The sequence below is a fragment of the Buttiauxella warmboldiae genome (assembly GCF_003818135.1).
In the GTDB taxonomy this organism is placed as follows: Bacteria; Pseudomonadota; Gammaproteobacteria; order Enterobacterales; family Enterobacteriaceae; genus Buttiauxella; species Buttiauxella warmboldiae.
In genome coordinates this window covers 1-22,502 of sequence record NZ_RPOH01000046.1, presented here as the reverse complement: position 1 = coordinate 22,502, position 22,502 = coordinate 1, and the positions used below count along the sequence as shown (strand labels likewise).

Here is a 22,502-nt window from a genome sequence, read left to right as displayed (position 1 = left end):
CTAAACCACCACTCGATAGGCGCAAACTAATCTTTCCCGAGGAACATTTTCCGCAGATAGTGCGGAACGGCGTCGTCAGCGTTAGTGCCAATCACCTCCAGCTCAGGCAGCAAATCTTTCAGGCGCTGGTGGGCGTTCCCCATAATGCAGCCTTTACCCGCCATACTCAGCATTTCAGCGTCGTTCATCCCGTCACCAAAGGAGATGCAGTCTTTCAGACCATAGCCCATCGCTTTGGATACCGCTTCCAGGGCGTGGCCCTTTGACACCCCGCCCGCCATCACTTCCAGGCAGGTCAGCGTTGAGAAGCTCACGTTGACGCGGTCGCCCCAGCGGGCGAGTAACGCCTGCTCCAGCGGCAGCAATTTTTCGTGGGAGTCGCAGGTAAAGAACACTTTGCTGACGCCATCGGCTTCCAGCAGGCCTGGCTCAAACAGGCTGTAGTTAAATACCGCTTCTTTAAAATACTTCATCTCTTCAGGACGATGGCGGTTCATAAACCACTGGTCGCCGCGATAGACGTTGGTCACGATATCTTGATTGGCATGCATCATGCCAAACAAATCCTGGGCAATGTCGTGGTCAAGATCGTGGCTGAACACCAGATTGCCGTCGGTATCATGCACGCGCGCGCCGTTAGAGGTGATCATATAGGCTTTGATTTCGAGGTTATCGCGGATTTGACCCACATCGATATGGTGACGGCCGGTGGCAAAGACGAAATTAACCCCCTCGGCGGTAAGCAGTTTTAGCGTTTCTTTAGCATAGGGAGAAAGAAGGTGATCGGGGGACAGCAAGGTGCCATCTAAGTCAGACGCAACAACATGGTACATAGGATTGGAAACCTCTGGTGTAAAAACGGGTTATTGATGCCTGGCAAAAAACGTAATAATGGCATCCAGCGCTTCGGCCCGCATATCGTCCTTTTCAAACAGGATCTCATGATACGCACCTTTGATGACGTGAGGTTTTTCCCCCTCACAAGGGTGGCCCGCCGCGGCTCGAATATCGCAGAATTGATGATGCGCGCGGTTATCAACCACCCGTTCGTCTTCTGCCTGCAGGATAAAAATCGGCGTTGTGATAGCAGTGGCTCCTGCTAAAACCTGTTCTCCTGCGAGTATCCCTTCTCTTACCCAGTGATTGGTTGGCCCCCCCATCTGCAATGCTGGCTCATCAGCATAAAAACGCAGGTTACGGCGGTAACGTTCACGGCTATGAGTCAGGACATTAACGCCAAATGGCAATGCGCGCCAGCGGCCTGTTCCGATTGCATATCCTTCACGCAAACGTTGATGACTTTCAGCCCAGTCCAGAATATGGCGCACCATCCAGTCAGGCCAGCGCAGGGCAATACCAAACATCGGCGCACAAAGCGCAACCGCATCAAAGGAGGATGAATTTTTTTCCAGCCACAGCGTAATGATAGCGCCGCCCATAGAATGCGCTAACGCATAGCGTTTTTTCCACGGTCCATTTGCGACTTCATGTTGGTAAAAGCGGTCAAAATCCTCGACATAGTCGCTAAACCTCGCAACATGGCCACGGTGGGAGTCTGAAAGCAACCGGCCGGAGCGCCCCTGCCCGCGATGGTCGATAATTAACACGTCGAAGCCACAGTGAAAGAGGTCATAAGCCAGTTCAGCATATTTGACGTAGCTTTCGACACGCCCGGGGCAGACCACAACCACCCGGTCATGCTCCTGCGCGCGAAACCGTACATAGCGTATCGGCACTGCGTCGACGCCTGAAAATTGACACTCTTCGCGCTGACGCCAGAAATCCACCAATGGACCCGTCGTGAAAGCAGCAAAAGAGTTTTCCCTGTTTGACCATCCATTTTTATGCGCAGTCATATCGCTTTTTGTGATTCGTAGCACGCTCATCAACAATAGCGTATTGTGGCATAAAAGTGTTCGATCAGGGAATTTCACATGAGCGTTGAGTGGTGGTTAACCTATCTTCTGACCACAATAATTCTGAGTCTTTCGCCGGGCTCCGGGGCGATTAATACCATGACGACCGCGATTAGCCACGGCTATCGCGGAGCAGCCGCTTCCATTGCCGGGCTACAAACCGGGCTGGCGATTCATATTGTCCTGGTTGGCATCGGCCTCGGAGCCTTATTCTCGCGTTCGCTGCTGGCATTTGAAATCCTGAAATGGGCCGGTGCGGCTTATCTTATCTGGCTCGGCATTCAACAATGGCGTGCCGCAGGGGCGATTGATTTAAATACGCTGGCAGTCAGCCAGCCACGCAGCCGCCTGTTCAGGCGGGCGATTTTTGTCAATCTCACCAACCCGAAAAGCATCGTGTTTCTGGCCGCGCTTTTTCCACAGTTTATCGCACCGCATCAGCCACAGGCGGCGCAGTATCTGGTGCTCGGCGTCACTACCGTGGTCGTTGATATTATCGTGATGATTGGCTATGCGACGCTTGCAACCCGCATTGCTGGCTGGATTAAAGGGCCACGTCAGATGAAAGCGTTGAACCGCGTATTTGGCTCACTGTTTATGCTGGTTGGCGCACTCCTTGCCGGAGCGCGCCAGGCGTGATGCTTGTGGAAGTTAGCGGGAAATAATCAGGTGGATGCCGAATCCGGCAAACAATGCGCCGGCAATGCCATCAATCCACTTCGCAAGGCGCTGGTAGCCCCGGCGCATTTGCGGCAGGGCGAACAGGCTGGCAACCACGGTAAACCAGGCCAGCGTTTCCAGAGAGATTAAAACAAACAGCCCCCAACGCTCAGCGCTCCCCACGTTATCGCCCACAAACAGCGAGAACACGCTGCCGAAATAGATAATCGCTTTCGGGTTCGCAAGGTTCGTCAACAGGCCTTTCATAAAGCTGCGGCCGCTACGCGCCAGCTCAACATTCGGTGCCTGCTCTGAAGGCTTTTCTTTTCTCAATGCGCCGCGCAGCATCTGATAGCCCATCCAGCACAGATACAACCCACCGCCAACCATGATGATGTTGTGCAGCCACGCCATTTTTTCCAGGATCAGGTGCAAGCCCAGTAACGCCACGCCTGACCAAATCATCACGCCCATGGTAATTCCCAACACGCCCATCATCGCCTCTTTGCGGGAGCGGCTGACAGCGGTCTGAGAGACAAAGAAAAAATCCGGGCCGGGGCTTAACAGTGCAACAAGGTGCACCAGCGCCACCGTGAGAAACAGCATCAACATAGGAAATAACTCGCGCGAAAAGTATTCAGTGAACGATTATCCTGCCACGTTCGGGCAGGCGTGACTACTCTTCATCTTCACCATCGACATGGCTGCGAATCAGCGCCATAAACTCGCGCCCAAAGCGTTCCAGCTTGCGCGTGCCCACGCCGTTAACCCCCAGCATTTCACCCGGCGTAATCGGCATTTGTTCGGCCATTTCAATCAGTGTGGCATCGTTAAAGACCACGTATGGCGGAATATTCTCTTCATCGGCAATCGCTTTACGCAGCTTGCGCAGTTTGGCAAAGAGCTTACGGTCGTAGTTGCCGCCGAATGATTTCTGGCTGCTGCTGCGTGATTTGACCGCCACGATACGCGGTACCGCCAGCATTAACGGCTCTTCGCCACGTAAAAACGGACGCGCCGCTGCGGTGAGTTGTAACGCGGAGTGCTGCGCAATGTTTTGCGTCACCACACCCAGGTGAATCAGCTGGCGGATAACGCTGACCCAGTGTTCGTGCGTCTGGTCGCGGCCAATACCGTAAACCGGTAATTTGTCATGCTGCAACTCGCGGATACGCTGGTTATTCGCGCCGCGCAGCACTTCCACCACATAGCCCATGCCAAAGCGCTGGTTGACGCGATAAATACAGGAGAGCGCTTTTTGCGCGTCCACCAGCCCATCGTAACGCCGCGGCGGATCGAGGCAGATATCGCAGTTGCCGCAGGGCTGCTGGCGCCCTTCACCAAAGTAATTCAGCAGCACCAGGCGGCGGCAGGTTTGCGCTTCGGCAAACGCCCCCATCGCGTTCAGCTTGTGGCGTTCGATATCCTGCAGTTGCCCGACGGGCTTTTCTTCGAGGCATTTACGCAACCACGCCATATCGGCCGGATCGTAAAATAGCATCGCTTCCGCAGGCAGACCGTCACGCCCGGCGCGTCCGGTTTCCTGATAGTAAGATTCGATATTGCGCGGGATGTCGAAGTGGACGACAAAACGGACGTTGGGTTTGTTGATACCCATACCGAAAGCCACGGTTGCCACCACAATTTGCAGATCGTCGCGCTGGAATTTTTCCTGCACCTCCGCACGCACCTGATGTTCAAGCCCGGCGTGATAAGCTCCGGCGCTAATGCCTTTGCTTTGCAGACGCGCAGCGGTGTCTTCGACTTTGGCACGGCTGTTACAGTAGATAATGCCGGATTTTCCACGCTGCTCCTGCACATAACGCATCAGCTGGTCGAGAGGTTTAAACTTCTCCATCAGCATGTAGCGAATATTCGGGCGGTCAAAGCTGCTGATTTGAATCAGCGGGTCGTGCAGGCCCAACAGACGGACGATATCATCACGCGTGGTATCGTCAGCCGTAGCGGTCAGGGCGATAAACGGCACCGTAGGCAGGCGCTGACGCAGTTGCCCCAGCGCTGCGTATTCCGGGCGGAAATCGTGGCCCCATTGTGAGATGCAGTGCGCTTCGTCCACCGCCACCATCGCCAGAGGCCAGTGGCTGATTTGATCGATGAAGTTATCCATCATCAAGCGTTCAGGCGCGATATACAGCAGGCGGATTTTTCCGGTGCGGCAGCCGGCGAGCACTTCTTGCTGCTGCTCGCGGCTCTGCGTCGAGTTAAGACAGGCCGCCGCAACGCCGTTTGCCAGCAGCTGATCGACCTGGTCTTTCATCAGCGAAATCAGCGGGGAAACCACCACGGTTAGCCCAGCAGACACCAGTGCCGGGATTTGATAGCACAGTGATTTGCCGCCGCCGGTCGGCATAACCACCAGACAGTCGCGCCCTTCCAGCACCGTTTCGATGATGGTTTCCTGGCCCGGACGGAACTGTTGATAACCAAAGGTCTCTTGCAAAACCTGCCGGGCCAGCGCCGCCTGATTAATGACTTCCGCCTGTGTCACGCTTTCTCCACCACTAAAACCGCCAATTTTTAAAACAGATCGTTAAGCATAACGCCGACGCCAAAGCGTGTCTGGTTAAAGTTGTAATCAATTAATGACTCACCGTAACCGCTATAAAGCTGGGTATACAGGCGCACGTGTTTTGTCACCGGGTAGCTGAAGCCCAATTCCGCGCCGCCGTAGCCGGTATTCCAGTTGTACTGGCCTTTCATGCTCAGAATGGCATCGCCCAATGCATAGCCGACGCGCAGCTGGTAATAGCCCATGTATTTGGTGATATCCGGGTTATCGTCGGTGCTACCGATGACATACCACGGCTTCACTTCCACCAGCCAGTTACCGTTTTCCGCCATCAGGCGTGTGTAGAGGCGGTTCCAGCTGCGGGAGGTCGGATCGGAACGGCCGTTGGAGTTGTGGTTATAGCCGAATTCGACATCGCGCAATGTCCAGCCAGCAAAGGACTCATCGGTAGCGAAACCGAGGAAAAGCTGCGGTTCATAGTTGGTTTCACGGAATGGTGAAGACTCGCCGCGATTCGAGAGCTGCCACAAGGATTTCTGGGTATAGGAACCGCCTAATACCGAGTTTGAGCCAAGAATGCCACGCCAGATGGGAAACGCGAGGCTAAGCTGGAATTTTACTTCGTCTTTTCTGGCGTTATCAGACCAGTTATAGCTGCCGATCGCTTCTTTATTGAGGTCATCTGTCACCGTATAAACCAGATAGTTGGTTTCATACGGGTACAGCGTAAAGGGGTTGTCATGTTCCAGCAGCATATTGGCGATGATACTGCCGCGCACCGCGGGTTTATCATGCACTTTTTTAATTGTTGCTTCCTGTGCGTACGCGGCCAAAGGCAACAGCGTTGCCGCCACTAACCATCCCAGAAACTTGCGCATCGGCAATATTCTCCTGAACAAAGAAGGGGTCAAATTATTATCAGGGACACATTCTACATAGTTCTCAATCCGCACGCTCGGTCTACCTTTCTTAAAGTGGCAATCAACGATTACGAAGCATAAAATGTACAATTAATTAACATGTTAAGTTTATTCGATCGAGGATGATTTATGTCTGGCGCATTTCTGACCCCTGACGCCGCCCTCCAGCTGGTTGGTGAGATTTTTGTCTATCACATGCCTTTTAACCGGGCGCTGGGCCTGGAGCTTATACGCTATGAGAAAAACTACGCCGAGCTAAGTTTTAATAATCAGCCGATGATGGTGGGAAACTGGGCGCAGAGTATTTTGCACGGCGGTGTGATTGCTTCTTCTCTGGATGTCGCGGCAGGGCTGGTTTGCGTGGGCAGTACGCTCACCCGCCACGAGAGTATTAGCGAAGAGGAGCTACGCCAGCGTCTGTCAAAAATGGGTACCATTGATTTACGCGTGGACTACCTGCGCCCGGGGCGTGGACAGCGCTTTACCGCCAGCAGCTCCCTGCTGCGGGCCGGGAATAAAGTGGCGGTGGCGCGCGTGGAATTACACAACGAAGAGCAACTGCATATTGCCAGCGCGACGGCGACCTACATGGTAGGGTGAAGTAATTATTGCTGATACAATTAGCACACTATTCATCAACGAGTTCCGATCATGGATGCGAAACAAACCCGCCAGGGCGTGTTACTAGCGCTGGCGGCGTATTTTATGTGGGGCATCGCACCTGCCTATTTCAAATTAATCCACTATGTTCCAGCCGATGAGATCCTGACGCATCGCGTGATCTGGTCATTCTTCTTTATGGTGGTGTTGATAAGCCTGAGCCGCCAGTGGCCGCAGGTGAAAAGATCCTGCCAGAACCGTAACAAGGTTGTCGCCATGGCGCTCTCCGCGCTGCTGATCGGCGGTAACTGGCTGCTGTTCATCTGGGCGGTGAATAACAATCATATGCTGGAAGCCAGCCTCGGTTATTTCATTAACCCGCTGGTGAACGTCTTGCTGGGGATGATTTTTCTTGGCGAACGCTTCCGTCGAATGCAATGGGTGGCGGTGGCTCTGGCAGCCTGCGGGGTACTGATACAGCTGTGGACGTTTGGCTCGCTGCCCGTCATCGCGCTTGCCCTTGCCTTCAGCTTCGCGTTTTATGGGCTGGTGCGTAAGAAAATTGCCATAGATGCACAAACCGGGATGCTGGTGGAAACGCTGTGGCTGCTGCCGATGGCGGCGATTTATTTGTTTGGTATCGCAGACAGCCCAACCAGCCATATGGGGCAAAACTCGATGTCGCTGAACTTAATGCTTATTGCGGCAGGTGTGGTAACCACGATCCCACTGCTGTGCTTTACCGCAGCGGCGACGCGCTTACGCCTCTCGACGCTGGGCTTCTTCCAGTATATCGGCCCGACGCTCATGTTCCTGCTGGCAGTGACGTTTTACGGCGAAGTGGTGGGAAAAGATAAGATGCTGACCTTCGGTTTTATCTGGGCTGCGCTGGCGTTATTTATTCTGGATGCGCTTTATACGCAGCGAAATTCGCGGATGGCGGCACGCGCCGCCGTTCAGAAGTAAGCAAGGGAGCCTGTTGGCTCCCTTTCGTTTTATTTCACAGCCAGTTTTTACGCTTGAAGTAGAGATATGGCGCAAGCCCGGCAAGGATCATCAAGATAATCGCCGCCGGATAACCGTAGCTCAGCTTCAGTTCAGGCATAAACTCAAAGTTCATGCCGTAGCTCGACGCCACAAGCGTTGGCGGCAGGAACACTACCGAAACCACCGAGAAGATCTTGATAATGCGGTTCTGCTCGATGTTAATAAAGCCCATCGCCGCCTGCATCAGGAAGTTAACCTTCTGGAACAGCGATTCATTGTGCGGCAGCAGGGATTCGATATCGCGCAGGATCTCACGCGCCTGCTCCAGTTGCCCACTCGGCAAACGCGCTTTACGCACCAGGAAGTTCAGGGCGCGCTGGGTATCCATCAGACACAGACGAACTTTCCAACCGATATCTTCCAGCTCTGCCAGAGTGGAGAGCGCGGCGTCATATTCATCGCCCTGTTGCCCTTCCATAATCACGCGGCTGAGTTTTTCCAGATCGCTATAGATGTTTTCAATTTCGTCCGCCAGCTGTTCGATTTTGGTTTCGAACAGGTCGAGCAGTAATTCATAGGCGTTGCCATCGACCATATTCTGGCTGCGGGCGCGCATACGATAGAGACGAAACGCAGGTAATTCACGCTCACGCAGCGTAAACAGGCGGCCCTCACGAATGGTGAATGCCACGGTGCTGTTGCCCGCGTGATCGTCGGCATCTTCGTAAAAGAAAAATGAGTGGATGTGCAAACCGTCTTCGTCTTCAAAGAAACGCGCGGAGGCTTCGATGTCTTCCAGCTCCGGGCGGGTTGCCAGGCTTTGGCCAAGTTCCGTTTGCACCCGCTGCCGTTCGCTCTCTTCAGGCTCGACCAAATCAACCCATACGGAGTTGCTCAGGTTATCGGCATCGTCCAGTTCGAGGCGGGACAAACGATTGTTTTCCAGTTGAAATGCGCTCAGCATGACCGGTACTCCCAATGCAAAAAATATCAGGGACAGTTCGGTTGGCACACAGACAGAAACAACATCGGTTTCAGACCATTAAAAAGTCTGACTCATTGCGACGGGATATACGAGATATGAGGTCGCCGACAACCACTAAGGCTATCAGCATTCGAGGATAGCCTTAGAAGTTGTACCTGGATGACAGGTTATTGAGCCAGTATTTACTGGGTGTGTCCAAGGCGAGTGTCCTCTTAGCGTAATCGTGCGCGCATGTTACGCCAGCAAAAATATGGCGTCAACACGCAACGGGACACCCTGGAGCAATAAATAGCCATGAGGTTTACAGGGTAAATAATCATGACTTATTTTGGGAAACTACACCGCTTCCAGCCGGGCATAAGCGGCGACCAGCCACTTAATTCCCTGCCCGGGAAACGCCACCTGAATGCGGCTGTGTTCACCGCTGCCTTCCAGATTAACGATAGTGCCCTCGCCAAATTTTGCATGGCGGACACGCTGGCCCAGCTTGTAGCCCGTGTCGTTTTCGGAAAGCGGCGTACCCATGCGCTGGTGGCTTACCGGACGGCTGATGCTGGCGCGCAGGCGAACTTCTTCCACACAGTTTTCAGGCAGTTCGCCAATGAAGCGAGAGGGGCGGTGATACACCTCTTTACCATACAGGCGGCGGGTTTCGGCATAGGTCAGAGTGAGTTTTTGCATCGCGCGCGTTACGCCCACATAGGCCAGGCGGCGCTCTTCTTCCAGACGCCCGCCTTCATCAAGCGACATCTGGCTTGGGAACATCCCCTCTTCCATACCGACGATAAACACCTGCGGAAACTCCAGCCCTTTTGCCGAGTGCAGCGTCATCAGCTGTACGGCATCCTGCCAGGTATCCGCTTGCCCTTCACCGGCTTCAAGAGCCGCGTGAGACAAGAATGCCTGTAGCGGCATCAGGTCTTCGTCTTCATCCTGGTAGCTGAACTGGCGCGTTGCCGTCACCAGCTCCTCTAAGTTTTCGATGCGCGTCTGGCCTTTTTCGCCCTTTTCCTGCTCGTACATCATCATCAGGCCGGAGTCTTTGATCACCCGGTCGGTCTGTACATGCAGCGGCATATCGATAGTTTCATGTGCCAGCGCGTCGATAAGCTCCATAAAGCGTTGCAGCGCAGAGGCCGCACGCCCTGCCAGCGCTTTTTCCTGCAGCAGCAGGCGGCAGGCCTGCCACAGAGTCAGCTGCCTGTCGCGGGAGGTCTGGCGCACCACATCTAATGTGCGATCGCCGATGCCACGCGTTGGCGTGTTAACCACGCGTTCAAACGCCGCATCGTCATTGCGGTTGGCAATCAGGCGCAGATACGAGAGCGCATCTTTGATTTCCTGGCGTTCGAAGAAGCGCATGCCGCCATAAATACGGTACGGCATACCGACCTGCAATAGCGCTTCTTCCAGCACGCGCGACTGGGCGTTACTGCGATAGAGAATCGCGCATTTCTCAAGCGCGCCGCCGGTTTCCTGCCAGGTTTTAATGCGGTTAACCACAAAGCGGGCTTCGTCGAGTTCGTTAAAAGCGCAATAAAGAGAGATGGGCTCGCCGTCGCTGCCATCGGTCCACAGCTCTTTCCCCAGACGGCCGGAGTTATTGGCAATCAGGGCATTGGCGGCATTAAGAATGTTGTTGGTCGAACGGTAGTTTTGCTCAAGGCGAATAGTTTGCGCGCCAGGGAAATCGCTCAGGAAGCGTTGAATATTCTCAACCTGCGCGCCGCGCCAGCCGTAGATGGACTGATCGTCATCACCGACAATCATCACTTTGCCGGTCTCGCCCGCCAGCATCCTAATCCACGCGTACTGAATGCTGTTGGTATCCTGGAATTCGTCCACCAGAATATTGGTGAAGCGCTCGCGGTAGTGATTGAGAATATGCGGTTTGTTGAGCCACAGCTCATGCGCGCGCAGCAGCAGCTCGGCAAAATCCAGCAGCCCTGCGCGATCGCACGCTTCCTGGTAAGCCTGGTACACTTTCTGCCAGGTTTGCTCAACCGGATTGCCATAGCTTTCGATGTGATGCGGGCGTAAACCTTCGTCTTTTTTACCGTTGATAAACCACATCGCCTGGCGCGCTGGCCACTGTTTATCATCGAGGTTCATGGCTTTAATCAGGCGCTTTAACAAGCGCAGCTGATCTTCGCTGTCGAGGATTTGAAAATCCTGCGGCAGGTTAGCATCCATGTGGTGCGCGCGCAGCAGGCGGTGCGCGAGGCCGTGGAAGGTACCGACCCACATGCCGCCCTGGCTGGTTCCCATCAGCTGGCCGATACGGTGGCGCATTTCCGCCGCCGCTTTGTTGGTAAACGTCACCGCCATAATGGAATACGGCGAGCAGTTTTCCACGCTAATCAACCACGCGATACGGTGCACCAATACGCGCGTCTTACCGCTGCCCGCCCCAGCCAGTACCAGCATATTGCTGCGCGTGGCCGCGACGGCTTCGCGCTGTTTATCATTGAGGCTGTCGAGCAGGTAAGAAACGTCCATTGGCACCGCCGTGAAAGGGAAACAAAATGCACTGTGATTTTATACAGATCTGATTATATCAGCGCGGTGAGGGATGCCAACCGCGAAATTTCCAGATGTGGCAATAAACGGCTGTCATTAATCTGCATCAGGTCGCCATCGCGCAGGTTTATCCAGCACGCCTGCATCCCACAGCGTACCGCTCCGGCCACGTCTGTCGTTAAATCATCGCCAACGTGAAGAATATGAGCGCGCGGCACGTCAAGCTTTTCAGCCGCCAGGTGATACATGTCGCTGAATGGCTTAGAACGCCCGTGCGGCCCGGCGCGCAGCACGAACTTAAAATATTGATCGAGGCCGAAAAGATGCGGTTCGGCATTACCGTTAGTAATCGCCACCAGCGGCCACTTTTCCGCCAGTTTCGCCAGCGTGTCGTGCGTTTCTTGCGGCACGTCAATTTGGCTACGCCAGTGGGCGAAGTTCGCCATTGCTGCCTGTGCGCCTGCGGCGGCTTCTTCTGCCGGCAAACCGACGTCTAACATCGCCTGCTCCACCGCGCGGCGACGCCATTCGCTGACGTCGTGGTAAATCTCCGGCTCTGCGAGACGCAGCGCATGGCGTATACGCAAAAAATCAGGGCGTTGCAGATGGTTTAGCCGCGGGTGGTAATTTTGCACAAAGCTCATTGATTCACGTTCGGTGCGTTCAATCACTTCGCGGTTGTCGTACAGCGTATCGTCGAGATCGAAAGTGAGCGCGGCAACAGGCCCTGGCGGGCGGTAAAAATGCATTACGATTTCCCTCGTTTAGCGCGTGGATGCGCTGCATCATACACTGAGGCTAAGTGCTGGAAGTCGAGATGGGTATAGATTTGCGTGGTGGAAAGGTTGGCGTGGCCTAATAATTCCTGCACGCCGCGCAGATCCCCGCTCGACTCCAGCATATGCGTGGCAAACGAATGGCGCAGTTTGTGAGGGTGGACGTGGCTGTTTAGCCCCTGCTTTATTCCCCACTCGCTAAAGCGTTTCTGGACGTTGCGTGCCGAGATGCGCTTGCCCTGCTTTGACAGAAACAGCGCATCGTTATCCGGGCCAAAAAGCTCGCGCAGATCCAGCCAGCGCTCAACCCAGATAACCGCAGATTTTCCCACCGGCACCCGGCGTTCTTTGCTGCCTTTCCCCATCACCCATACCTCACCCGTGCTCAGGTCGATATGGCGACAATCCATATTCACCAGTTCGGAAAGACGCAGACCGGCTCCGTACATCACCTCCAGCATCGCTCGATCGCGCACCGCAAGCGGGTCGTTAATGTCGATATCCAGCAGGCGATTCACATCATCGACGTCGATGTTTTTTGGCAGGTGGCGGCCGGCTTTCGGGGTAGAAATCCCTTTTGCGGGATTGGCTTTGAGCTCGCCCTGGCTGACGCACCAGTCGAAGAAACTACGCAGCGCGGAGAGGCGCAACGCCAGGCTTGATGGCCCGAGACCCGCCTTACGGCTGCGCACGGTGAGCGAGCGAACCGCTGCGGCATCGCACTGCTGCCAGCTACTCAATTTCATCTCGCCCGCCAGACCGATAATCGCCCCAAGCTGACGGCCATAATTGAGCAGCGTCAGCGGGCTTAACTGACGCTCAACTTTTAAGTAGCGCAGAAAGCTATCGACGGAAGTTTGCAGCGGAGAGGCGATCATACTCGTTCGACCCAGCGCTCCAGCAGGTCTGGCAGCATCAGCGCCAGTTCATGCAGTAATTGTGTGCCTTGCCCTTGCTGGTAATGCTGAGGGTCGCGGCTGCTGAAGACCAGCACGCCTGAATCCCCATCGCTTCCCATCAAAGAAACAGCAACGGAACCAATGGCTTTTGCCTGCGGCAGCACGACCAGCAATTCAGGACCATTCAGCGGCCCCAGATAATGCTGCTGCTCCCCGAGGCGTTGAATGCGTAACGGCTCGAAAGCCTGGCGATTCAATGCCAGGTGGGTGAAATCAGAAGGCGCGCCAATCCGCCAACGGTCGGCAAAAAGACGCACATTCGCCCCCGCCAGCCCCATTTCACGCGCCCAACGGTGCAAGCGGTTCAACATTTCCTGCAAACTGGTGGCAGAGGCCAGGCGGCCTTGCAGCTTCAGCAAGCGGTAGAACAGGCCTTCGTTGGCACTCGCCTGCTCCATCAGCAAGCTCATGTTTTCTTCAAGAAAGTTGATATGGTTGCGGCTGCGCGCCATATGCCATTCTACCAACGACACGCTGCCGCGCACCGGGTGCGGAACCTGCATCTGTTCTACATGCCGGGCGTTACGAATAAAGAAATCGGGATGGCGCTGCAGATACTCGGCAACCATTCGATCGTCCAGCTCCAGTAAGGCTTCTTGCTGTTCCCCGGCATTCTTCATAGATGTATAAATCCATCATAGACGTGGGCCGCCGGACCGGTCATCAACAGCGGCGTTCCCGGCCCTTTCCAGGCGATATCAAGACGGCCACCAGGCAGCTCGACGCGAACCTGCTCCGCGAGTATTCCCTGCAGAATACCCACGGCAACCGCACCGCAAGCACCACTGCCGCAGGCCTGGGTTTCCCCCGCTCCACGCTCAAAAACGCGCAGGCGGATATGCTCTTTGGTCACCACCTGCATGAAACCAATATTGGCACGCTCAGGAAAACGCTCATGGTTTTCCATCACGGGGCCCAAGGTTTCCACGGCAGCCGTGGCGACGTCATCAACCTGAATCACGCAGTGTGGATTCCCCATCGACACCACGCCACACATAATGGTTTGTTCGGCGGCACGCATAATATAGGTCTTTTCCGCTTTGTTTGCCCGGAACGGCACGGCGGACGGTTCGAAATTCGGCTCCCCCATGTTCACGCAGACCAGCTCATCTTCCGTGACGCTAAGCACCATACGGCCATTGGCGGTACTGACACGAATATCGCGTTTATTGGTCAGCCCTTTCAGGCGCACAAAACGGGCAAAACAGCGCGCACCGTTGCCGCACTGCGAGACTTCGCTGCCGTCGGCGTTAAAAATACGATAGTGGAAATCGAGGTCGGGATCGTAAGGCGGCTCAACTACCAGCAGCTGATCGAAACCCACGCCCAAATGCCTGTCGGCCAGGCGGCGAATCAATTCAGGGGAAAAATAGACGTTTTGAGTCACCGCGTCGACGACCATAAAGTCATTGCCAAGGCCATGCATCTTTGAGAACTGCATCTTCTGCTCCATATACGCGGCTACTTATCGATAATTTGCTAGTAGATAACCTGAGTCGGTGCGTTGTTCGTACCCCGATTGTTACGATCGGGCGTAGCCGACTGCGACGGCTGCACGGGCGTCACCTGGGAGGTCGGCTTGGTTTTACCGTCTGCAGGTGGAAAGTAGAGAGGCCCTTTAAGACCACAGCCAGAAAGGCTGACAAGCGCCAGCATAAGAGCAAATGGGCAGAAAATTTTCTTCATTATTGAGATGCCTGTAATCCAATATTCTGCCTTCTATCATCGCAGGTGATCCCTGAAAAGCAATATTCTTTTCTCTTCGCGGGTGTTGCTATACTGCCGTGAACAAAAACAGCTGAGAAACAGATATGAACGACAGTGAATTTCATCGCCTTGCTGATGGCCTATGGTCAACAATCGAAGAACGCCTGGATGACTGGGATGGTGACAGTGACATCGACTGTGAAATCAATGGTGGCGTGCTGACTTTAAGTTTTGAGAATCGCAGCAAGATTATTATCAACCGCCAGGAGCCGTTACATCAGGTGTGGCTTGCCACGAAAAGCGGCGGCTACCATTTTAATCTGCAGGGCGAGAAGTGGGTTTGCGACCGTAGCGGTGCTGAGTTCTGGGCGCTACTTGAAGATGCTTGCACACAGCAAGCGGGCGAGCCGGTTAGCTTTAGCTAGCTGTTGCTGTACTGCTGCACCAGCGGCGTAGAGCTATCCTCAAGATGCGCTGGCGTCGCTGCCGTAATAGCCTGGGTGCGGAACGGAATCACCTGCGAGCGCCCATCGACTTTCACAATCTGATAAAACTGCGGCAGGTTGAAGTTGATAAAACTGGAACCGTAGGTAAAGCGGTCGTGGGAAGAGGAGTAGAAGCGGCTGACGTCACGCACTAAATCCTCTTTGCTCCCTTCACAGTGGTGATAAACCTCTGCGCGGTTAGTCTCATCGAGAATATAGATATTGAACCCCTGATCCTCATTCGCTTCTTCAAAGAAGAACTGAATAATCCCTTCGCTGGCAAAGCCGTCGACCACCGAAGGCAGCTGCACCTGGTTGGTTTCAACCTGCACCGACAAACCGTGCAGTTTGTTATGGGAAATCGCCCCGTAGAACTCGATAGCATTTTCCAGTTTTTGCACCGAGACGTTCAGGCGTTCAAAGAATAGCCCCCACGTCTGGCCAGAGATGCGTAGCGCTTTAAAGCGGCCAGGCTCCTGCCGCGTGCTCGACAAGCGGAAGTCGATACATTCCGAAACCAGCTGCTGAACGCGAGTGCGGATAAGCCCCCGCAGATGCTGGCTATAGCAGAATACTTCCACGCTATCCGGCGGGGCGGCATCCTGGTGCATTTTTCCCAGAATGGTTTTCAGCGCTTCAATCATCGATTGCTCGCCGTTGAAGTGCAGCGTACGCACTTCATTCCACGAGTTGCGATAAAGCAGATCCACGCTGCCTACCAGGCACTGTTGCTGCTGGCCGAAACTGAACACATCCAGTTTACGGAAATCGAAATGCACCACCTGATTGCGGAATGCCGCCGTCGGGTCGTATTCGAGGTTAACGATGATAGAAAGATGACGAATTTCGCACGGGCTATACAACGCTTTGGCGGTTGGCGCGGGCAAGCGCAGCGGGAAGTGGTGCGAAACATCCGCCACCATTTCCTGTAGTTTTGGCAGGTCACAAATACCGTTGCCCTTAATAAACAGGCGGGTGCGCGAGGTCAGCAGGCCGTTGAAGTAGGCCCATGCCACCAGCTTATTAAGATAACGGTTATATTCCAGCGGTTGATGGCTGATGATGGAATCCATGTTTGGCGCGCGGTTATAAAGATACCAACCTGAACGGTTAGCACGACCCGGCGGCACATGAATAAAGGTCAGATTAGGCTCTGAGAGGTCGGGAGAAATTTGCGGGTTGACCAGCGTCACTTTACCCGGCAGCGCTTCAAACGCCGCATACAGCTTACGGGTTAATACCCCGATATCCTGCGGGCTTGCGCTGACGCTCAGGTTATTACGGCGCGCAAATCGAATCAGGTTGCGATAGCTTTGCATCATCGCATCAAGCAGTTCGTTGTGCGCATCGCGAACCTGGTCAATTTTCCAGTTGGCGCGGTTATCCAGCATCGCCAGGCGTGGTTCATCCCAGCCCCAGTCTTTAACCAGCTGGCTTAAAACCTCACGGCGCCAGCCGACGCAGGCGCGTTCACGGGACAGTTTTTCGCACACTTTGAGATAGAAGCAACGGCGAACCAAGTCCAGGCGCGCGGTATCTTCAATTTGCGTGAGGTAGTGAGTGACACGCTCAAGCATCATGCAATAAGGATCAAGGCCGAAAGAGACTATCTCACCATCATGCAGGCGCTGCTTAATGTCTTTTGCCAGCAGGCATGTATTCGGATATTCCCAGGAATACGCTTCCAGCAGCAGTGTTTTCAACACCGCCTTGTAGGGCGAATCGATACTTTTATACAGCTGCCACAGGCTTGCTCCAAAGTACTCTTCCGCCGACAGGGAGCTTAAACCGCCGAGGTCGAGCCACTCGTTTGGCGTGAGTACGCCCTGCGAGTAGAGGCTCATCACGTAATCGTCGTAATGATCTTCTTCATCGCCCGGCACCATACTCCACAGAATGCGTTTCCCGGCCAGGCGCACTGCGGTGCGGTAAAATTCATCCAGCAACAAAATGTGCTGCGTCGAACCACAATCTTCGCCGCCCAGATTGCCACTTTCGTTATGGCGGAAGCGGTTTTCGTCAATCAGGAAGAAGCTGACTTCCACGCCTAAAGAGGCCGCCCAGCTTTCCAGCACGCTGCATTTACGTTGCAGCAACTGGCGCTCGTCGTTATCGAGCCATGACTGGTGGCATACCCAAATATCGAGATCGGAAGAGCAGCTCTGACCAACGGACGAGGTGCTGCCCATGGAATAGAGGCCGGTGATAGGCAATTCGCCCGCTTCTGTTGTCTGCGGCGGCATGCCGCGCATCAATTCGAGTTCGTTGAGGTAGTGGCGTTGGGTTTCATCAGGCGTGTAGATGCAGATACCATGGGGAACGTTACCTTCAAGATAACCTGGCATCAACGGGTGATGATAATGTAACAACGTTGGCAGCAGACTGTAGACCTGTTGGAAAGCAGGCCCCATGGCAGCCAGTGCGCGATCTACACGCAGCTGATTAATGGCATCCAGTCTCTGCTTAAGAGTCTCAATATAGAGGTACAAGACATATCGCCTGATGGTTTCAGTATGACGAAAAAAACCCGTTTCCCGATTGTTGCCTCAATTATAAACGACAAGGCAAAGAATTGCTGGAAACGTGATCAATTTAACACCTTGCTGGTTGACCGTAAAGAAAGATGCGCTACTCGCTAACTTCCGCAACGCCTGGCCGCGTTATCTTCCATAATACGATAGATGTCCCTCTTTTCCGCAAACCCGTTGAAACTGACAGCCTTCCTTGAAGAGTGGTAGGATGGTCAGGGACGATAATTACGGTAACAAGCAATGTTAGACAATGTATTAAGAATTGCCACTCGCCAAAGTCCGTTAGCACTCTGGCAAGCACAATATGTCAAACAGCGCCTTGAAGCGTGCCATCCCCAGCTTACGGTCGAGCTGGTGCCGATGGTGACGCGTGGCGATATCATTCTTGATACACCGCTGGCAAAAGTTGGCGGCAAGGGATTGTTTGTCAAAGAGTTAGAACTTGCCCTTCTTGAAGGCCGTGCGGATATCGCCGTGCACTCCATGAAAGATGTGCCGGTCGAGTTTCCAGAAGGCCTGGGGCTGGTCACGATTTGCGAGCGCGACGATCCGCGTGACGCCTTTGTTTCCAACAGCTTCGCCAGCCTCGACGAACTGCCAGCAGGCAGCGTAGTCGGCACTTCCAGCCTGCGGCGCCAGTGCCAGATCGCCGAGCGTCGCCCGGATCTGGTGATTCGTTCGCTGCGCGGGAATGTCGGCACGCGTCTGAGCAAGCTCGACAGCGGCGACTATGACGCCATTATTCTGGCGGTGGCCGGGCTCAATCGCCTTGAGTTGCAATCACGCATCCGTTACGCCCTGCCCACAGACGTTTCTCTCCCGGCAGTAGGCCAGGGTGCAGTAGGCATTGAATGTCGTCTTGATGATAAGCGTACTCAGGCGCTGCTTGCCCCACTCAATCATCAAGAGACTGCGATTCGCGTCACAGCCGAGCGCGCCATGAATATGCGTTTAGAAGGCGGATGCCAGGTGCCTATCGGCAGCTATGCCGAGTTAAAAGAAGGTGAGCTGTGGCTACGCGCGCTGGTCGGTGCGCCAGACGGCTCAATTCTGGTACGCGGTGAACGCCGCGGTAAACCAGAAGAGGCAGAAGCCATGGGCGTCTCCCTTGCAGAAGAGCTTCTCGATAAAGGCGCTCGTGAAATTCTGGCCGCCGTTTATGACGGAGACGCTCCGGCATGACGATACTTGTCACCCGCCCTTCCCCTGCCGGGGACGAATTAGTGAGCAGACTACGCGCGCTGGGGCAGGTGGCGTATAGCTTCCCTCTCATCGAATTTTCCCCGGGTCGGCAGCTGGATAAACTGCCTGCTATGCTGGCGAGCCTGACAGCAGGCGATCTGGTGTTCTTGTTATCGCAGCACGCCATTCATTTTGCCCACCCGCAGTTAAACCAGAATGGCTTCACCTGGCCTGCCAGCCTTTGCTGGTTTGCCATTGGGCGCACGACTGCGCTGGCGTTTCACACGGTTAGCCATTTGCCGGTTCGCTACCCGCAGGATCGGGAAACCACGGAAGTCTTGCTACAATTACCTGAATTACAGAACCTTGCCGGGAAACGAGCGCTTATTCTGCGCGGCAACGGCGGCCGTGAACTGCTGGGCGACACGCTGGCGGCGCGCGGTGCAGAAGTGACCTTCTGTGAATGCTACCAGAGAAGCGCCAGAATTTACGACGGTACGCAAGAAGCCTTTCGCTGGCACGAACGTGGAATTACTACGCTGGTGGTGACGAGCGGGGAAATGCTGCAACAGCTTTATGCGCTGATCCCGCAGTGGTATCGCAAAAACTGGTTGCTCCACTGCCGGCTGCTGGTTGTCAGTGAGCGTCTGGCAGACCTTGCCCGGGAGCTGGGCTGGCAGGATATTCGGGTCGCCGATAACGCAGACAATGACGCGCTGCTGCGCGCGTTACAATAAACCTACAATATGGGACGCCACAATGACGGAACAACAGAACACCTCCGCCATGGTTGAAGAGACCGCACCAGGGCTGGAAAACGCACCGCTTCCAGAACAGCCGCCACAAAAAAATCGCAGTGGCATTGCCGGAATTGCGCTCGGTGCTATCGCCATTGCTATTGCCCTGGCGTTAGGTGGCGGTCTTTACAGCTATGGTAAGCATCAGGCAGCGGCACAAAATGCCAATACCGATGCGCTGGCAACACAGCTAGCCGCCCTGCAACAGCAACAACAGCAGCAGCAATCCGCGCTGGAAACCACTCTGAAGCAGCAGGCCAGCGCGCTTGAAGAGTCAAATCGCCAGCAGGCAAACCTGGCGCGTGAGCTTGAAGAAGTGCAGCAAAAAGTCGCCACCATTTCCGGCAGCGATGCGAAAACCTGGCTGTTAGCGCAATCCGATTTCCTGGTAAAACTGGCCGGACGCAAGCTGTGGAGCGATCGGGATGTCACCACCGCTGCCGCGCTGCTGAAAAGCGCCGATGCAAGCCTTGCGGATATGAATGATCCGAGCCTGCTTGCTGCACGCCGTGCGCTCACGGACGATATTTCTGCCCTCTCTTCGATTACCCAGGTCGACTACGACGGGATTATCCTTAAGCTCAATCAGCTCTCTAACCAGATCGATAACCTGCGTCTGGCGGATAACAATAGCGACGATACGCCAATGGATTCCGACGGCGGCGAGCTTTCCGGCACCATGGCTGAGTGGCGTGAAAATCTGGCTAAAAGCTGGCACAGCTTTATGGATAGCTTTATTACTATCCGCCGTCGCGATGAAACCGCCGTCCCGCTGCTGGCGCCAAATCAGGATGTTTATCTGCGTGAGAATATTCGTTCCCGCCTGCTGGTAGCAGCACAGGCGGTGCCGCGTCATCAGGAAGAGACTTATAAACAGTCGCTGGAGAATGTCTCCACCTGGGTTCGCGCTTATTACGACACCAGCGACAGCGTGACGAAATCCTTCCTTGATGAGCTGGATACGCTGAGCCAGCAAAGTATCAATATGGATATTCCCCAAACGCTGGAAAGCCAGCCGCTGCTGGAAAAGCTGATGCAGACTCGGGTGCGTAATTTACTCGCTCAGCCCGCTGCCAGTGCCACTGCTCCGGCAGAAACCGCGCCTGAACAGGCCCCTGCATCCGCTCAGGGAGAATAAGCATGATTAAGGTCTTATTACTCTTTCTGTTGTTGATCGCCGGGATCGTCCTTGGGCCAATGCTTGCCGGCCATCAGGGTTACGTGCTGATCCAGACTGATAATTACAATGTGGAAACCAGCGTCACCGGGCTGGCGATCGTTCTGATCCTGAGTATGGTCGTGCTGTTTGCTATCGAATGGCTGCTGCGCCGGATCTTCCGCACGGGGGCACGTACTCGCGGCTGGTTTGTTGGCCGTAAAAGCAGTCGCGCACGTAAGCAAACCAAAGCTGCATTGCTGAAGCTGGCAGAAGGCGATTATCAGCAGGTTGAGAAGCTGATGCTGAAAAATGCCGATCATGCTGAACAGCCGGTGGTGAACTACCTGCTGGCAGCCGAAGCGGCACAGCAGCGCGGTGATGAAATACGCGCCAATCAGCATCTGGAACGTGCGGCCGAGCTGGCCGATAACGATCAGCTACCGGTAGAAATTACCAGGGTACGCCTGCAGTTGGCTCGTAATGAGAACCACGCAGCACGCCACGGCGTGGATAAGCTACTGGAAACCTCACCGCGCCACCCGGAGGTGCTGCGCCTGGCGGAAATGGCCTATGTCCGTACCGGAGCATGGGGGTCGCTACTTGATATTTTACCCGCGATGGACAAAGTACAGGTCGGCGATGAAACCCACCGTGCCGCACTGCAACAACAGGCCTGGATTGGCTTGATGGATCAAGCGATGGCGGATCGGGGTAACGATGGGCTGAAAAGCTGGTGGAAGAGCCAAAGCCGTAAAACGCGCCATGAACCGGTGCTGCAAGTGGCCATGGCGGAGCATCTGATTGAATGTGACGATCATGATGCGGCACAGGAAATCATTCTCGACGGGCTCAAGCGCCAGTACGACGAGCGCCTGATATTGCTGATGCCACGACTGAAATCAGGCAATCCGGAACAGCTTGAAAAAGCGCTGCGCCAACAGATTAAAACCCAGGGCGATCGTCCGTTGCTCTACAGCACGCTCGGTCAGTTGCTGATGAAACACGGCGAATGGCAGCAGGCGTGTGACGCATTGCGTGCAGCAATCAAACAGCGTCCTGACGCCTTTGATTATGCATGGCTGGCAGATTGCCTGGACCGCCTGCATAACCCGGAAGAGGCAGCTTTGATGCGCCGTGATGGTCTGCTGCTTACCCTGCAAAACAATCCAAACTCGTAGTACCTCAGGGCGAACCTCTTCGCCCTTTTCCCTTCCCTGAGACAAAAAAAAACACCAGCCGATTGGCTGGTGTTAAAACAGGTCTGTATGACAACTAAGTGGTGCTTCACTCAACGTTGTGTCCATGGTGTTGGATGAGGTCTGAAAGACGACATCTGTCGGTGGACGATAAGCACCGTAATCGGCTCTGCGTCATTCCCGGGTTTATGAAGCCGGAGCAAACATAAGAAGTGGAATGAGCATCTACGAATATATTATTGCACGATGCGTGCCAGGTTTGTATTCAAAAGTAATCTGAGGAGGTGATTTCTTGGTAATCAGCAGGTTATACAAACTATGGCTGCCACTGTACGGAGCGTGCAAAGGTTTTAGAAGGGGAATGCAGGTGTCTCTTTTTAGCGACAGATAAATAAGCAACTTATAAAAACAAGTAATATCAACAGGTTAATAGTCACCAAACGGCGACAATGAAAGCCGTAATGTCGTGATTTAGAGACGAAAGGTTTTGAACCGCAGTAAACTACAGATGCAAAAAGACCAACCCGAAGATTGGTCTTTTCTAAATTTGGTCGGCGAGAGAGGATTATTCTCCTACGGGCCGTTGCTAAAG

22 protein-coding genes are annotated in these 22,502 nt (G+C 54.4%); 8 read left to right on the top strand and 14 right to left on the bottom strand.

Annotated features, from left to right (window positions below; all coding sequences use genetic code 11):
• Window positions 1–26: 26 nt before the first annotated feature.
• Both yigL and pldB read right to left on the bottom strand, forming a co-directional pair.
• Complete coding sequence (gene yigL, locus EHN07_RS12055) at window positions 27–833, bottom strand: sugar/pyridoxal phosphate phosphatase YigL (protein ID WP_124024381.1); 807 nt, start codon at window positions 831–833, stop codon at window positions 27–29.
• Between the two features lie 30 nt (window positions 834–863).
• Window positions 864–1,856 (bottom strand): lysophospholipase L2, encoded by a 993-nt coding sequence (pldB, locus tag EHN07_RS12050; RefSeq protein WP_124024380.1) that lies wholly within the window; start codon window positions 1,854–1,856, stop codon window positions 864–866.
• A gap of 78 nt (window positions 1,857–1,934) precedes the next feature.
• Here pldB and rhtB point away from each other — a divergent pair, with 78 nt between their 5' ends.
• The gene (gene rhtB, locus EHN07_RS12045; RefSeq protein ID WP_124024379.1) at window positions 1,935–2,555 is read left to right on the top strand and encodes a homoserine/homoserine lactone efflux protein; all 621 of its coding nucleotides are present in this window, start codon (window positions 1,935–1,937) and stop codon (window positions 2,553–2,555) included.
• 12 nt (window positions 2,556–2,567) lie between these two features.
• On the opposite strand, the gene rhtC is transcribed toward rhtB, so the two are convergent.
• The 3 genes from rhtC to pldA all read right to left on the bottom strand — a co-directional run bounded on the left by rhtC (window position 2,568) and on the right by pldA (window position 5,984).
• A complete protein-coding gene (gene rhtC, locus EHN07_RS12040; RefSeq protein WP_124024378.1) occupies window positions 2,568–3,188 on the bottom strand; it encodes a threonine export protein RhtC in 621 nt (206 codons plus the stop codon).
• Window positions 3,189–3,252: 64 nt separating this feature from the next.
• Window positions 3,253–5,085: an ATP-dependent DNA helicase RecQ gene (gene recQ / locus EHN07_RS12035; protein ID WP_124024377.1), complete on the bottom strand. Its 1,833-nt coding sequence runs from the start codon at window positions 5,083–5,085 to the stop codon at window positions 3,253–3,255.
• A 29-nt stretch (window positions 5,086–5,114) separates the two neighbouring features.
• On the bottom strand, window positions 5,115–5,984 hold the full coding sequence (pldA, locus tag EHN07_RS12030) for a phospholipase A (RefSeq protein WP_124024376.1): 870 nt from the start codon (window positions 5,982–5,984) through the stop codon (window positions 5,115–5,117).
• Between the two features lie 171 nt (window positions 5,985–6,155).
• Here pldA and yigI point away from each other — a divergent pair, with 171 nt between their 5' ends.
• Both yigI and rarD read left to right on the top strand, forming a co-directional pair.
• Window positions 6,156–6,626: an acyl-CoA thioesterase YigI gene (gene yigI, locus EHN07_RS12025; RefSeq protein WP_124024375.1), complete on the top strand. Its 471-nt coding sequence runs from the start codon at window positions 6,156–6,158 to the stop codon at window positions 6,624–6,626.
• 51 nt (window positions 6,627–6,677) lie between these two features.
• Window positions 6,678–7,592 carry an EamA family transporter RarD gene (rarD, locus tag EHN07_RS12020; protein ID WP_124024374.1) on the top strand — a complete coding sequence of 305 codons (915 nt, stop codon included), beginning with the start codon at window positions 6,678–6,680 and terminating at the stop codon, window positions 7,590–7,592.
• Window positions 7,593–7,626: 34 nt separating this feature from the next.
• Here rarD and corA read toward each other — a convergent pair whose 3' ends face one another.
• The 8 genes from corA to lptM form a co-directional block, all read right to left on the bottom strand.
• Complete coding sequence (gene corA, locus EHN07_RS12015) at window positions 7,627–8,577, bottom strand: magnesium/cobalt transporter CorA (RefSeq protein WP_124024373.1); 951 nt, start codon at window positions 8,575–8,577, stop codon at window positions 7,627–7,629.
• Between the two features lie 163 nt (window positions 8,578–8,740).
• On the bottom strand, window positions 8,741–8,797 hold the full coding sequence (gene ysgD, locus EHN07_RS20880; RefSeq protein WP_367597360.1) for a YsgD/CorL family protein: 57 nt from the start codon (window positions 8,795–8,797) through the stop codon (window positions 8,741–8,743).
• 137 nt (window positions 8,798–8,934) lie between these two features.
• Window positions 8,935–11,097 (bottom strand): DNA helicase II, encoded by a 2,163-nt coding sequence (uvrD, locus tag EHN07_RS12010; protein WP_124024372.1) that lies wholly within the window; start codon window positions 11,095–11,097, stop codon window positions 8,935–8,937.
• Between the two features lie 53 nt (window positions 11,098–11,150).
• The gene (yigB, locus tag EHN07_RS12005) at window positions 11,151–11,867 is read right to left on the bottom strand and encodes a 5-amino-6-(5-phospho-D-ribitylamino)uracil phosphatase YigB (protein ID WP_124024371.1); all 717 of its coding nucleotides are present in this window, start codon (window positions 11,865–11,867) and stop codon (window positions 11,151–11,153) included.
• Complete coding sequence (xerC, locus tag EHN07_RS12000; RefSeq protein WP_124024370.1) at window positions 11,867–12,772, bottom strand: tyrosine recombinase XerC; 906 nt, start codon at window positions 12,770–12,772, stop codon at window positions 11,867–11,869. The genes yigB and xerC overlap by 1 nt, the downstream gene beginning before the upstream one ends.
• Complete coding sequence (locus EHN07_RS11995; RefSeq protein WP_124024369.1) at window positions 12,769–13,473, bottom strand: DUF484 domain-containing protein; 705 nt, start codon at window positions 13,471–13,473, stop codon at window positions 12,769–12,771. Before EHN07_RS11995 ends, xerC begins: the two co-directional genes overlap by 4 nt.
• Window positions 13,470–14,294, bottom strand: coding sequence for a diaminopimelate epimerase (gene dapF, locus EHN07_RS11990; RefSeq protein ID WP_124024368.1), 825 nt, complete (start codon window positions 14,292–14,294; stop codon window positions 13,470–13,472). Before dapF ends, EHN07_RS11995 begins: the two co-directional genes overlap by 4 nt.
• Before the next feature lie 38 nt (window positions 14,295–14,332).
• Window positions 14,333–14,539 (bottom strand): LPS translocon maturation chaperone LptM, encoded by a 207-nt coding sequence (gene lptM / locus EHN07_RS11985; RefSeq protein ID WP_124024367.1) that lies wholly within the window; start codon window positions 14,537–14,539, stop codon window positions 14,333–14,335.
• A 125-nt stretch (window positions 14,540–14,664) separates the two neighbouring features.
• On the opposite strand from lptM, the gene cyaY reads away from it, so the two are divergent.
• Window positions 14,665–14,985 carry an iron donor protein CyaY gene (cyaY, locus tag EHN07_RS11980; protein WP_124024366.1) on the top strand — a complete coding sequence of 107 codons (321 nt, stop codon included), beginning with the start codon at window positions 14,665–14,667 and terminating at the stop codon, window positions 14,983–14,985.
• On the opposite strand, the gene cyaA is transcribed toward cyaY, so the two are convergent.
• Window positions 14,982–17,534 carry a class I adenylate cyclase gene (gene cyaA, locus EHN07_RS11975; protein ID WP_124024365.1) on the bottom strand — a complete coding sequence of 851 codons (2,553 nt, stop codon included), beginning with the start codon at window positions 17,532–17,534 and terminating at the stop codon, window positions 14,982–14,984. The two genes, cyaY and cyaA, sit on opposite strands and share 4 nt — an antisense overlap.
• Before the next feature lie 282 nt (window positions 17,535–17,816).
• Here cyaA and hemC point away from each other — a divergent pair, with 282 nt between their 5' ends.
• From hemC to hemY, 4 genes are read left to right on the top strand one after another with little or no spacing between them, the layout of a single operon-like run.
• Window positions 17,817–18,758, top strand: a complete 942-nt coding sequence (hemC, locus tag EHN07_RS11970) for a hydroxymethylbilane synthase (protein WP_124024364.1) — start codon at window positions 17,817–17,819, stop codon at window positions 18,756–18,758.
• Entirely contained in the window at window positions 18,755–19,495 is a 741-nt protein-coding gene (gene hemD, locus EHN07_RS11965) for a uroporphyrinogen-III synthase (RefSeq protein WP_124024363.1), read from the top strand. The genes hemC and hemD overlap by 4 nt, the downstream gene beginning before the upstream one ends.
• Before the next feature lie 22 nt (window positions 19,496–19,517).
• Window positions 19,518–20,693, top strand: a complete 1,176-nt coding sequence (gene hemX / locus EHN07_RS11960; protein ID WP_124024362.1) for a uroporphyrinogen-III C-methyltransferase — start codon at window positions 19,518–19,520, stop codon at window positions 20,691–20,693.
• Between the two features lie 2 nt (window positions 20,694–20,695).
• Window positions 20,696–21,892 carry a protoheme IX biogenesis protein HemY gene (gene hemY, locus EHN07_RS11955; protein WP_124024361.1) on the top strand — a complete coding sequence of 399 codons (1,197 nt, stop codon included), beginning with the start codon at window positions 20,696–20,698 and terminating at the stop codon, window positions 21,890–21,892.
• Window positions 21,893–22,502: the final 610 nt, after the last annotated feature.